Annotated in this window: 13 protein-coding genes; 4 read left to right on the top strand and 9 right to left on the bottom strand. The window is 49.9% G+C overall.

The window, feature by feature from the left end; genetic code table 11:
* Positions 1–57 precede the first annotated feature (57 nt).
* Positions 58–1275, top strand: a complete 1218-nt coding sequence (sbcD, locus tag M977_RS15325) for an exonuclease subunit SbcD (RefSeq protein ID WP_064516557.1) — start codon at positions 58–60, stop codon at positions 1273–1275.
* Positions 1272–4427, top strand: a complete 3156-nt coding sequence (gene sbcC, locus M977_RS15320; protein ID WP_064516555.1) for an exonuclease subunit SbcC — start codon at positions 1272–1274, stop codon at positions 4425–4427. The genes sbcD and sbcC overlap by 4 nt, the downstream gene beginning before the upstream one ends.
* A 58-nt stretch (positions 4428–4485) precedes the next feature.
* Here the strand turns inward: sbcC and mak are convergent, their stop codons facing one another.
* The gene (gene mak / locus M977_RS15315; protein ID WP_064516553.1) at positions 4486–5397 is read right to left on the bottom strand and encodes a fructokinase; all 912 of its coding nucleotides are present in this window, start codon (positions 5395–5397) and stop codon (positions 4486–4488) included.
* A 125-nt stretch (positions 5398–5522) separates the two neighbouring features.
* On the opposite strand from mak, the gene rdgC reads away from it, so the two are divergent.
* On the top strand, positions 5523–6434 hold the full coding sequence (gene rdgC, locus M977_RS15310) for a recombination-associated protein RdgC (protein WP_064516551.1): 912 nt from the start codon (positions 5523–5525) through the stop codon (positions 6432–6434).
* 85 nt (positions 6435–6519) lie between these two features.
* Here the strand turns inward: rdgC and ppnP are convergent, their stop codons facing one another.
* The 5 genes from ppnP to M977_RS15285 all read right to left on the bottom strand — a co-directional run bounded on the left by ppnP (position 6520) and on the right by M977_RS15285 (position 9153).
* A complete protein-coding gene (gene ppnP, locus M977_RS15305; RefSeq protein ID WP_034457894.1) occupies positions 6520–6813 on the bottom strand; it encodes a pyrimidine/purine nucleoside phosphorylase in 294 nt (97 codons plus the stop codon).
* Between the two features lie 80 nt (positions 6814–6893).
* Positions 6894–7571 (bottom strand): AroM family protein, encoded by a 678-nt coding sequence (locus M977_RS15300; protein ID WP_064516549.1) that lies wholly within the window; start codon positions 7569–7571, stop codon positions 6894–6896.
* Positions 7572–7851: 280 nt separating this feature from the next.
* The gene (locus M977_RS15295) at positions 7852–8043 is read right to left on the bottom strand and encodes a YaiA family protein (protein WP_064516547.1); all 192 of its coding nucleotides are present in this window, start codon (positions 8041–8043) and stop codon (positions 7852–7854) included.
* Between the two features lie 44 nt (positions 8044–8087).
* Positions 8088–8612 carry a shikimate kinase AroL gene (aroL, locus tag M977_RS15290; RefSeq protein WP_064516545.1) on the bottom strand — a complete coding sequence of 175 codons (525 nt, stop codon included), beginning with the start codon at positions 8610–8612 and terminating at the stop codon, positions 8088–8090.
* 79 nt (positions 8613–8691) lie between these two features.
* Positions 8692–9153 (bottom strand): YaiI/YqxD family protein, encoded by a 462-nt coding sequence (locus tag M977_RS15285; RefSeq protein WP_064516543.1) that lies wholly within the window; start codon positions 9151–9153, stop codon positions 8692–8694.
* Positions 9154–9312: 159 nt separating this feature from the next.
* Between M977_RS15285 and proC the strand changes: the two genes are divergently transcribed.
* Positions 9313–10122 (top strand): pyrroline-5-carboxylate reductase, encoded by an 810-nt coding sequence (proC, locus tag M977_RS15280; RefSeq protein ID WP_064516541.1) that lies wholly within the window; start codon positions 9313–9315, stop codon positions 10120–10122.
* A gap of 33 nt (positions 10123–10155) precedes the next feature.
* On the opposite strand, the gene adrA is transcribed toward proC, so the two are convergent.
* The 3 genes from adrA to iraP form a co-directional block, all read right to left on the bottom strand.
* Complete coding sequence (adrA, locus tag M977_RS15275; RefSeq protein ID WP_157092081.1) at positions 10156–11283, bottom strand: diguanylate cyclase AdrA; 1128 nt, start codon at positions 11281–11283, stop codon at positions 10156–10158.
* Between the two features lie 94 nt (positions 11284–11377).
* Positions 11378–11692, bottom strand: a complete 315-nt coding sequence (locus tag M977_RS15270; RefSeq protein WP_064516537.1) for a PsiF family protein — start codon at positions 11690–11692, stop codon at positions 11378–11380.
* A gap of 245 nt (positions 11693–11937) precedes the next feature.
* Complete coding sequence (gene iraP, locus M977_RS15265) at positions 11938–12198, bottom strand: anti-adapter protein IraP (RefSeq protein WP_064516535.1); 261 nt, start codon at positions 12196–12198, stop codon at positions 11938–11940.
* Between the last annotated feature and the right edge of the window lie 29 nt (positions 12199–12227).

Below are 12227 nucleotides of genomic sequence, written 5' to 3'. Positions count from 1 at the left end.
TCTTCAAGGGCGACGTGTATATAATCGGGACTTCATTTTTAAGCCACCGGACAGGTCATGCGCATAATTCACACATCAGACTGGCATCTTGGTCAAAATTTTCATACCAAAAGTCGCGGTCCTGAGCACCAGGCTTTTCTTGAATGGCTGCTCAAAGCTGCCGTTGAAAATGATGTGGATGCCATAATCGTTGCGGGTGATATTTTTGATACCGGCTCACCGCCAAGCTATGCGCGAGAACTGTATAACCGCTTTGTGGTGCAACTCCAGGCGACGGGATGCTCGCTCGTGGTGCTGGCAGGAAACCATGATTCAGTGGCGACGCTCAACGAATCCCGCGAGCTTATGGCCTGCCTGAATACATATGTGATTGCCAGTGCCCGCCATGATGCAAGCCAGCAAGCTATCCGGCTCAATACCAAAAGCGGCCAGGCGGGTGCGATTCTCTGTCCAATCCCATTTTTGCGCCCACGCGATATTCAAAGCAGCCAGGCGGGGCTGTCCGGCCATGAAAAACAGCGTTCTTTAATGGAAGCCATTAGCGAACATTATCAGCAGTGTTATCGCGCAGCCTGCGATTTGCGCGCTGACGCGAAGCTGCCGATTATCGCCACCGGGCATTTAACGACCGTCGGCGTGACAAAAAGCGATGCAGTGCGTGACATCTATATTGGCACGCTTGATGCCTTCCCTGCGCAGCATTTCCCGAATGCCGATTACATAGCGCTTGGCCATATTCATCGTGCGCAATTAATTGGCGGCACCGAACATATCCGTTACAGCGGTTCACCTATTCCGCTAAGTTTTGACGAAACCGGCAAGACCAAGAGCGTTTATCTGGTTGAGTTTGCCGAGGGTAAACTTCATGAGGTCACCCCACTGACTATTCCTGTTAGCCAGCAGTTAGCGGTCATTAAAGGCTCGCTGTCTGAAATTGAACAGCAACTAGAACAGTGGCGCGATGCCCCCGTAGAACCCAAAGTGTGGCTGGATATCGAAATCGCCACCGATGAATACCTGCATGATATGCAACGCCATATCCAGCAAATAACCGAAACGCTGCCAGTAGAAGTGGTGTTGCTGCGCCGTAGCCGTGAGCAGCGCGAACGCGTAATCGCCCAGCAGCATAAAGAAACCCTGAGTGAACTCACCGTTGAGGAAGTTTTTGAACGCCGCCTGGTTCAGGAAGAGACCACGGAAGAGCGTGCACAGCGTTTGCGCACACTGTTTGCTCAAACTGTTGCCAGCCTGCATGACACGGAGGAACAGGCATGAAAATCCTTAGCCTGCGGTTAAAAAACCTCAACTCTCTGAAAGGGGAATGGAAAATTGATTTCACCAGCGAACCTTTTGCCAGCAACGGATTGTTTGCTATCACCGGGCCAACCGGTGCGGGGAAAACCACCTTGCTGGATGCGATTTGCCTCGCGCTTTACCACAAGACTCCGCGCCTCAATACCGTCTCGCAGTCGCAAAATGATCTGATGACACGCGATACAGCCGAATGTCTGGCAGAAGTGGAGTTTGAAGTAAAAGGTGTTGCCTACCGTGCTTTCTGGAGCCAGAACCGGGCGCGCAACGCGGTAAACGGCAATCTACAAGCCCCGCGTGTCGAGTTGGCAGAAGTGGAAAGCGGCAAGATTGTCGCCGATAAAGTGAAAGATAAGCTCGATATCACGGCAAAACTGACTGGGCTGGATTACGACCGTTTCACCCGCTCAATGATGTTGTCTCAGGGGCAGTTTGCCGCATTTTTAAATGCCGATGCCAATGACCGTGCCTCGCTGCTCGAAGAACTGACCGGCACTGAAATTTACGGTACCGTTTCTGCGGCAGTGTTCGAAAATCATAAAAATGTGCGCAGCCAACTTGAGAACCTGCAAGCCCAGGCTGCGGGTGTAGCGTTATTGAGCGAAGAGCAGCGCCAGCAGCTTGCTGAGAGTTTGCAGGCACTTACTACTGAAGAAAAAGTACAGCTTGCAGAACAACTTAAACTCCAGCAACACCAGCAGTGGCTCGGCCTGCTTTCACAGCTCACACAGAAGCATATACAGACCCAACAGGCCTTGAATGCTGCAACCCTCGCAATAACAGAGGCGGCACCGCAGTTAGAAAAACTCACCCGAGCGCAACCCGCAGAAAAACTGCGCCCGGACTGGAAACGGTTACAGGAATTACAAACCACTCTACAAGCCACGCGCATTAAAACTGAGGAAGTGAACACTCGCTTACTTCGGACAAAGGCACGCCGCCAGCAGACCCGGCTCGCAGCAGCAAGCCACGCTGCAAAACTGACTGAAGAGGATACTCAGCTTCAGGATTGGCTGAAAACCCACGGACATTTTCGCTTGTGGGGGGCAGAACTGGCAGGCTGGCGCATGGCTTTCAGCCAGCAACAGCGTGATGCCACTCAGCTACAAACTTTGCAACGAGATATCGATGCCAGCCAGAAAAAACTCGCTCTGCTGCCTGTCATTGAATTGTCTCTTAGCGCAGATGAAGTTAGTGCTCATTTACAGACGACGATTGCCGCGCGCCCTCAGCGCCAGAGGCTTGCAACGCTTCAACCGCAGCTCTCCTCATTACTCAAGCGCAAAGCTCTTCAGCAACAAGAGCTCGCCATTCTTGAGAAACAGATTACCGAGGGCGATGCGCAGCTGGTGCTTAAACGCCAGCAATATAAAGAACGCCGCCAGCATGAGAGTGATTTGGAGAAAGTTTGCGAATTGGAAAAACGCATTGTCAGTCTGGAAGCTGAACGCGCCCTTTTGCAACCTGAGCAACCTTGCCCACTGTGCGGCTCCACGCAACACCCGGCGGTCGCTGATTACCAGGCGATACAACCAGGTGAAAACCAGCAGCGCCTGGATAAATTAAAACTGGAAGTAGCAAGCCTTGCAGAAGCGGGCTTTGCGATGAAAGGCCAGCTTGATACACAGCGCAAACAACGTGAAAACCTGATTCATACCATCAAGACCCTGGATGAAGAAGAAAACGAGCTGCGCGCTCACTGGCAACAACTGTGCGCCAGCCTGCAATTGGTGCTGGCACCCGAAGATGATATTCAGCACTGGCTCGAAAGTGAGGAGCAGCGCGAACAACAGCTGCATCAGCTTAGCCAGCGCATTGTGCTGGAAGAACAGCTAACTCAGGCGAACGTCCAGCATCGTAAACTTGCCGATGAAATTGCAACCCAACGCGAAGCGCTGAACACAGCCCTGGAAAATGTTGGCCTGCAACATCCCGCTCACGGTGAAGAAAATAACTGGCTGGCGCAGCGACAGCAGGAATCGCAACTCTGGCAGCAACGCAGTGAACAGATACCGCGTTTGCAGCAACAACTGGCAAGCCTTGAGGGTGTGTTAAATGCCTTTATTGACGATGGCACCGTGCCAGCGTTGCTATCCGAAAGCGAACAAATCGCAGCATTACAAAACTGGCACCAGCTGCACAGCGATTGCATTGCCCTGGAAAGTCAATGGCAAACACTGCAACAGCAACTGCAGCAAGAGGAAACTCGTGTTGCTCAGGCAAACGCGCAACTCCTAAGTGCGCTTGCCGCAAGTCCCTTTACCGACGTGGAATCATTCCAGGCGGCGTTGCTGGATGAAAATGAACGCCAGATGCTTGAGCAGAAAAAACAGCAGCTTGAGCAACAACACCAGCAGCAAACCGTGCTCTGCCAGCAAGCTGAGAAAGCGCTAGCGGAGCATACTGCTGCTCGCCCGCAAGCACTGGCGGAAGATACACAGCTGAGCGAGCTGCAAGAACAGTTAGCCCATTGCAACCAGCAGTTGCGCGAGAACACCACTCAGCAAGGCCAGATTCAGCAGCAATTGCGCCACGATGCTGAAAACCGCCAGCGCCAACAAGGGCTGATGCAGGCCATTGTAGAGTGCCAGCAGCAAGTTGAAGACTGGGGTTATCTCAATGCGCTGATTGGCTCAAAAGAAGGCGACAAATTCCGTAAGTTTGCTCAGGGGCTGACGCTAGACAACCTGGTATGGCTTGCCAATAACCAGCTCAACCGACTACACGGGCGCTATTTGTTGCAACGCAAAGACAGCGAAGCGCTGGAATTACAAGTGGTGGATACCTGGCAGGCTGATGCGGTGCGTGACACGCGTACACTTTCTGGTGGCGAGAGCTTCCTGGTCAGCCTTGCGCTGGCACTGGCGCTCTCCGATCTGGTGAGCCATAAAACGCGTATCGACTCGCTATTCCTGGATGAAGGCTTTGGCACGCTGGACGCCGAAACGCTGGATACCGCGCTAGATGCGCTGGATACGCTTAATGCCAGTGGAAAAACCATTGGCGTCATCAGCCACGTCGAAGCGATGAAAGAGCGCATTCCAGTACAGATTAAGGTGAAGAAGATTAACGGGTTAGGCGTGAGTCGCCTGGCGAAGGAGTTTGCTGTCGGTTGATTTTTGCGGATGACGCTGCGCTTACCCGATCTCCGAGCGCAGCGTCATAGGCCCACTTTTATTTCTCTAATGGCCACAACCATGCAGCACCACGTACACCGCTGGAATCACCGTGCACCGCTTTACGAATCGGGGTTTCGCACTCGCCACCAAATACCCACGGTTTCACTAGCTGCGGCACCGTTTTGTACAAGCGTTCGTTATTGCTCATCCCACCGCCCAATACAATCACATCGGGATCAAGAATATTGACGATGTGCGCCAGTGATTTTGCGAGACGCATTTCATAACGTGCGATCGCCAGTTCAGCGACCGGATCTTGTTGATCGACTAAATGCATGATCTCATTGCCTTTGAGCTTTTTCCCGCTCAGGCGATGGTAATCGGTGCCAAAGCCGGTACCGGAAATAAAGGTTTCGATGCATCCTTGTTTGCCACAGTAGCAAGGCACTTCCTCGCGAAAACGCAGCTCGTCTTCGTCCATCCAGGGCAATGGGTTGTGCCCCCACTCGCCCGCAGTACCATTGCCACCAATCAAACTGCGGCCGTTAATGGCGATACCTGAGCCACAGCCGGTTCCGATGATCACCGCAAAGACAATCGCAGCCCCTGCCGCTGCACCATCTATGGCTTCGGAAACCGCCAGGCAGTTGGCATCGTTTGCCAAACGCACTTCACGGCTTAGCGCATTGCATAAGTCTTTGTCGAAAGGTTGGCCATTGAGCCAGGTTGAGTTGGCATTTTTTACCACTCGGGTATAGGGCGAGATTGAGCCTGGGATACCAACGCCGACCGTTCCCTTCTCACCAGTGGCCTCTTCAGCCAGGCGAACCAATTCAGCAATGGTGCCAATGGTTTGCTGATAATCATTTTTCGGTGTTGGCAGGCGATGACGGAAAAGTTGTTTACCATCATCCGCCAGTGCGATCACTTCTGTTTTTGTTCCACCTAAGTCGATACCAATGCGCACAGCGATGCCCTCATTTAATTAGTGTTATCAACAGAATAGAAGTGTGGCCCTGTAAAGGCAATGAAACACAGCGGCTGATTCGCTATCATGCCCGCTGCGTTTAACTGACAGTCCGGGAAATAATCATGCTGTGGTTCAAAAATTTAATGGTTTACCGTTTAAGCCGTGACATCACGCTTTCAGCGGATGAGATGGAAAAACAGTTGGCCGCGTTTACTTTCACCCCATGCGGTAGCCAGGATATGGCGAAGACCGGCTGGGTGTCGCCAATGGGTTCGCACAGCGATGCATTAACCCATGTAGCCAACGGGCAGATTGTGATTTGCGCCCGTAAAGAAGAAAAAATTCTCCCGGCTCCGGTGATTAAACAAGAACTGGAAGCTAAGATCAGCCGTCTTGAAGCCGAACAAGCTCGTAAGCTGAAAAAGACCGAGAAAGATTCTCTGAAAGATGAAGTGCTGCACTCTTTACTGCCACGTGCTTTCAGCCGTTTCAACCAAACCATGATGTGGATCGATACCGTCAACGGTTTGATCATGGTCGATTGTGCCAGTGCAAAAAAAGCTGAAGATACGCTGGCACTGCTGCGTAAAAGCCTCGGTTCGCTGCCTGTTGTGCCACTGGCGCTGGAAACCCCTATTGAGCTGACTCTGACTGAGTGGGTGCGTTCTGGCGACGTGCCTCCGGGCTTTGCGCTGATGGATGAAGCCGAGCTTAAAGCTATTCTTGAAGGCGGCGGCGTGATTCGCTGCAAGCAGCAGGATTTGGTTTGTGATGAGATTGCCGCCCATATCGAAGCCGACAAAGTGGTAACCAAACTGGCTCTCGACTGGCAAGAACGCATTCAGTTTTTGATTGCTGATGACGGTTCGATTAAGCGCCTGAAGTTTGCCGATACGCTGCGCGATCAAAATGAGGATATTGACCGTGAAGATTTCGGTGCTCGTTTTGATGCAGATTTTATTCTGATGACGGGTGAACTGGCGGCGTTGATTAAGAATCTGGTGGAAGCTCTGGGCGGAGAAGCTCAACGCTAATATTTTTCAGAAGATAATGTTTTACCCTAAATAATTCGAGTTGCAGGCAGGCGACACACCTGCAACTTGAAGTATGACGGGTAAATTATTTATCAGCTAAATAACGGCAAAGATACGACGTAGGTTCAGCGACTTGTAAATGGAATTCGCTGTGTCCTGGGACATGGAACACGGTGCCCGCTGCATAAGTTTTCCACTCGGTTTCACCCGGAAGTAAAACGTGTAATGCACCACTGATGACGGTCATTTCTTCTGGTTGAGCCGTGCCGAAAGTGTATTCACCTTCAACCATAACCCCAACACTCGCGCGGCCAGTGCTGCTGCTTGTAAAACCAATAGACTTCACTTTACCGGAAAAGTACTCATTACTTTGAAGCATGACCAGGCCCTTTTTAAAATAGTTGAAAAAACAATATAGAGGGGAACTTGAGAGCCTGTCACGCAAATTATTACCCGCCGTTAAGCGAGCAATTCTGACGCTAAACGCGCAATCAACACGTTCGATAACAATACCGGGACATCTAAGGATTTTTGCAACAAATCGCGATGTTTTTGATGGAATCCAAGGCAGTCCAGCACCAAAACATCTGCACCACTCTCTACCAGTTTCTTCCCTGCATCGATAAGATCTTGATCAGTTCCATGAACAGGGTTAGCCAGTTCATACAACGGCTCAATGGGTAGTAACTCCCATTTTTTGTTCTGATATTTCATCATTTCGGGAACGGGCAGAATGATACCGACCTGGTGCCCATCGACTATTGAAGCCACAAGCGGGGGGATAATTCGCTCAGGCTCCAGCAAAATACCTTTACGCACCGAGAGATTGGCTAAGCGGTGTGTGCTCATCAATAAAATGACATCGAAACCCTGGTTATCCAGCACCTCAATAACACTTTGCAACGCTCGTTCTACTTTCTGCTTCCCCACGTAAGCCAAAACGTTACCGGTTAACAGCGTCAGAAGTTGTTCTTCATCGGGTGACGGTGAAAATTCCTCCATCACTTCGTCATAAGAAAGATTACCTAACAGACTGAAAGTTTTAATTTGTTCTTCAGAAATATGGTCTGTGAGTAGCGGCAGTATTTCACTGACCGGAACGACACCGATGGTGAGAATTGCCAATGTTTGTTTCATGTTTCGTTCCGCCCTTGTCCCATATCAGTCCTTCGCTACTGCACTGGTATCTTTCCTGTGAATGATACTCTGCTGAAGGTCGCTCAATAATTAACCACAAAGCGTAGCAGCATATTTGCAGAGCATCTGCCGGAATATTCAACGAAACGTCAACGACATCTATACAACATCACGATAATGATTTGTTAACAACAAGATTGAACGAAAGGTGTGATTAATGACCAGGTCATTGAGTTAACTCGAAAAAGAGGGGGGTAATCATGGCGTCCATGCCGAGGTATTACGTTTTTTGCGGATCTTCATAACGCCGCTTCGCATCCAGCGCTTCTTTTTCTGTTTCGTGTTCACTAATCAGCGTATCAGGATGTGGATGGTCGGCACGGAGTTGATACCAGGTTACTGTTTGGTCTGTTGCACCTTTTTCAACTGCAACAACACGCGCTTCCCGAGGATATGGAGGATTGCTCGCCATCGCTCTTCCTTTGGTGATGAATGAGCGTTAAGTATAGCCAGGAATCAGCTGGCGCGAGCCGTACGCAGAGCCGTTAGTATTGCCTCGACAATTTCAGCCGGAGGGCGAGTCGCATCAACGACATGGTGTGCAGCCTGGTTGTATAACGCTTCCCGTGCGGCAAGAACTTCAACGATTTCATCGGTGATCGGCCGCCCTGTCAGGGTTGGGCGTTGGCCTTCTTCCGGGAAGGCTTCTAAACGTGAAGCCAGAATTTGCGCCGGTGCGCGCAGGTAGATAACCACGCCATGCTCGCGCATAAACTGCCGGTTACTTTCAGCAAGAACCATACCGCCACCAGTGGCGATAACCGTCCCTGGAGCCGTGACACTTTGCAGTGCGCCCGACTCGCGGCGGCGAAAACCTTCCCATCCTTCTTGCGCCACAATATCGGCAACACTCATATTGGTGCTTTCTAAAAGGTAGTGGTCGGTATCGACAAAGTTACAGCCCAATGCCTGCGCTAATGCAACACCGACGGTTGTTTTGCCACAACCTCGCGCGCCGACTAAATAAATGGGTTGAGTCATCGGTGGCTAATCCTTAGAAGTCCGCCAAAGGTTGTCATCATACCAGCAAGCTAGTACGTGGAATAGAATTACATCGGTATTAAGCGCTTTTTGAACGTCCAGCGGCAAGCAGCCATTTTTCCAGTTCATTGGCAAACATCTGGCGGTCGCGCTGATTAAGACTATCAGGCCCACCGGTTTGCACTCCACTGGCTCTTAATGTATCCATAAAATCGCGCATCGTCAGGCGCTCACGGATGGTAGCAGGTGTGTAAAGCTCACCGCGAGGATTTAACGCAATCGCCCCCTTTTCCAGCACATCCGCTGCGAGCGGTATATCAGCCGTGACCACTAAGTCACCTTTTTCACAGCGGCGCACAATTTCGTTGTCAGCCACATCAAAACCCGTCGCTACTTGCAGGGTTCGAATATAGCGTGAAGGTGGAGTTTTCAGCCCCTGATTGGCTACCAGAGTTACCACAATTTGCGCACGCTCAGCCGCACGAAACAGAACTTCTTTTATGACTTTTGGACACGCATCGGCATCCACCCAAATTTGCATGACGACTCCTGGTTGTCAGTGGGAATGGGACGATCTTGCCGTGCTTTTCCGTCAATCGCCAACTTTATCTTTGCTTGCTGTTTCGCCTGGACGTAGCGTGAGCGCCTGAAAGCACGGTAAGCTATGCTCATCACACAACTCAAAAGATGGAGTGAGACTTTGGATAAGAAAATTGGATTTATTGGTTGCGGCAACATGGGAAAAGCCATCCTGGGTGGCCTGATAGCCAGTGGACAGGTACTTCCAGGTAATATCTGGGTCTACACACCGTCGCCCGATAAAGTGGAAGCCTTGCGCGACCAGTACGGTATTAATGCGGCGCAAAGTGCACAGGAAGTGGCGCAGATCGCCGATATCGTTTTCGGCGCAGTTAAGCCCAATGTGATGCTAAAAGTTCTGGGTGAAGTTAATTCCAGCCTGAATAAAGATAGCGTGGTGATTTCAATTGCCGCAGGCGTTACGCTGGATTCGTTGGCTAAAGCATTAGGTCATGACCGCAAAATTATCCGCGCTATGCCTAACACGCCAGCATTAGTGAATGCAGGCATGACCTCAATTACGCCAAACGCTCTGGTTACTTCAGAAGATATTGCCGATGCTGTGAATATTTTCCGCAGCTTCGGGCTTGCCGAAGTCGTCTCTGAAAACATGATCCACCCAGTCGTTGGTGTCAGTGGTTCAGCACCGGCTTATGTCTTTATGTTTATCGAAGCAATGGCTGATGCCGCTGTGCTAGGTGGAATGCCGCGCAAGCAAGCGTATCAATTTGCAGCACAGGCAGTGATGGGTTCGGCCAAAATGGTTCTTGAAACAGGCCAGCATCCTGGTGAGTTGAAAGACATGGTGTGTTCACCGGGCGGTACAACGATTGAAGCGGTAAAAGTTCTGGAAGAGCAAGGGTTCAGAGCCGCAGTGATGGAAGCCGTAGTGAAATGTATGGCCAAATCCGAGCACTTAGGTAAATCATAATTTGTCTGCCCTCTCCTGTAATGGGAGAGGGTTTTAAGCCGCAATATCGGCGACCTCAGTGCGGCTACGTCCCAGATTTTTGGCTTTATATAACGCCACATCGGCCGCTTTTAACCATTCGCGATAATTAACCATACTTTTATCAAACTCCGCCACTCCGACGCTTATGCGCACCGAAATACGCGGTGCATGAGGTATGCGAAACTCTTCAAGATATTCCCGTACTCGTGCCATCGCCTGTATTGCGCTTTCTTGAGCCGTGCCGGACATAATTACGCCAAACTCGTCCCCACCAAAGCGCCCGATAACATCGGTAATACGCAGAGTCAGTTGCAGATGCTCGGTAAGCGCCAGAATAGCCTCATCCCCCACATCGTGCCCGTATGAGTCATTAATTGATTTAAAGTAATCAATATCAATGAGTAACAAAGTGGCACTACGCTGGTAACGCTGGCAGTTATCATACTCACCATGTAGCAGGTGCTCCCAATGGCGGCGGTTATATACACCCGTCATGCCATCACGAGTGCTCATGTGCATTAAACGCCGTTTATGTTCGGAGAGTTTGAGAGCAGTTCGGTAACTAACCAGGCCAAAGTAAGTCGGGTAAATCAGCAGGAGTGGCAGGCAAATCCATACTTGTGATGGCATGGTTTGCAGATTGAGCGGTATCTGAGACAAACCCAACGTCAGCAAGCAACTCAGTACAATTACCCCCAAGCCACCGAGGAACAATTTCAATCCGCCACAACCGACGTTGTTCATACACAACATTGCGAGAATTAGCGCTGATGGCAAAGCATTCAACCCCATCACCGCAATCCACACGCCACCCATCAAAGAATCGACCATTAAGTTACGGATTTCAGCTCGGGCGGGATCGGATGCACGATCTGCAGTTTGCCATGCGAAGTGGGGCCAGATAAAACTATAGGCGACCAGTAGCAACCACCACCACCCGGACACCGGTTGCATAACGAGCACCGAGGAAACACAGAAAAAACCGGTCGCTAATCCTATGATTCGAGGGATATAAAGTCGTCGGGCAAATCGTCGCGCCGAGCGATGCCGGTCTTCATCAAGGTACGTTGAGCTATCCATAAATCCCCCAGGAAGCCATCTTCCAGAACTGTATTCATCTTTCATGATAATTAGGAACATTCTGAAATATTTGCCGTAATTATAGAAAGTTTAATCCGGGGGGAAAGTATGATTTTATGAGTGAGTCAGCTAACCGACTCACCCATTTAGGCTATCAGGATTGTTTTTTCAGGCAATTACTCATAAATGTTTTTCGTGTATCGCCGGATAATGTTTTTTTGCCTGCTTCAGCATTACAGTCTTTCATTTTCTGCTGCTGCGGCGTCAGACTTTTATCTGCTGGCGCTGACTGACTATTTTTCAGGCAATTGCTCATATACGTTTTACGGACGTCCCCTTTTAGAGTTTGAGAGGTCGCTTGTTGGTTACACGACGTCATACGTTGCTGCTGCGGCGTCATCGCTTTATCTGCCGCCGCAGCCGACCCCATAACACCCGCCAGTAACACCATTATCAACACAGTTTTCATAGCACCATCCTTTTTATTGTGGTGAATTAATTTTGGTCTGTAGTTGGGAAAATGGCGAACCAGCAGGCCATGTATTGTTCAAGCGGAGCGATAAAGCGCCGCATTGGCACCAGGTTTCAGGGGGGGATTAAAATGTATCAGGTGAGGTAAGATAGCTGGATGCTGATTGACTTTAGTTATTCTAATTAATAATAAGAAAATAAATAATGTGAAACTCCCACAAGAGAAATCAAGAATAGATCAAATCAAATAGTTGGAGGAGTCAATAATCGCGATAAATATTGTTTAAGCAAAGTGGTGTCATCAGCAGTCACTGAATCATCAGGCTGAGTTTCATTTAAAGCATCTTCAATATTTGTGATTATTGCTAGTCGTTCGCTGCCCTCCATTCTTTCGAGCATGGCGAAAATCACTATTTCCAGGGCTTCTATCTGTGCAACAAACTCTTTTGACTCTTCTTCTTTTTCAGCGAGTTTAGCCAGTAACTCAGAAATAAGGTTTTTCATAGTTCTAACCGCCAGGGATTTGAAGCATG

Source organism: Buttiauxella gaviniae ATCC 51604, from assembly GCF_001654835.1.
GTDB classification, from domain to species: Bacteria; Pseudomonadota; Gammaproteobacteria; order Enterobacterales; family Enterobacteriaceae; genus Buttiauxella; species Buttiauxella gaviniae.
This window is presented reverse-complemented; position numbering and strand designations above follow the sequence as displayed.

Coding starts and splice junctions, on each gene's coding strand:
- adrA (WP_157092081.1), bottom strand. CDS start 11,283: ATGTTCCTAATTATCATGAAAGATGAATACAGTTCTGGAAGATGGCTT.
- sbcD (WP_064516557.1), top strand. CDS start 58: ATGCGCATAATTCACACATCAGACTGGCATCTTGGTCAAAATTTTCAT.
- M977_RS15270 (WP_064516537.1), bottom strand. CDS start 11,692: ATGAAAACTGTGTTGATAATGGTGTTACTGGCGGGTGTTATGGGGTCG.
- aroL (WP_064516545.1), bottom strand. CDS start 8,612: ATGACTCAACCCATTTATTTAGTCGGCGCGCGAGGTTGTGGCAAAACA.
- sbcC (WP_064516555.1), top strand. CDS start 1,272: ATGAAAATCCTTAGCCTGCGGTTAAAAAACCTCAACTCTCTGAAAGGG.
- rdgC (WP_064516551.1), top strand. CDS start 5,523: ATGCTGTGGTTCAAAAATTTAATGGTTTACCGTTTAAGCCGTGACATC.
- M977_RS15300 (WP_064516549.1), bottom strand. CDS start 7,571: ATGAAACAAACATTGGCAATTCTCACCATCGGTGTCGTTCCGGTCAGT.
- iraP (WP_064516535.1), bottom strand. CDS start 12,198: ATGAAAAACCTTATTTCTGAGTTACTGGCTAAACTCGCTGAAAAAGAA.
- M977_RS15285 (WP_064516543.1), bottom strand. CDS start 9,153: ATGCAAATTTGGGTGGATGCCGATGCGTGTCCAAAAGTCATAAAAGAA.
- M977_RS15295 (WP_064516547.1), bottom strand. CDS start 8,043: ATGGCGAGCAATCCTCCATATCCTCGGGAAGCGCGTGTTGTTGCAGTT.
- ppnP (WP_034457894.1), bottom strand. CDS start 6,813: ATGCTTCAAAGTAATGAGTACTTTTCCGGTAAAGTGAAGTCTATTGGT.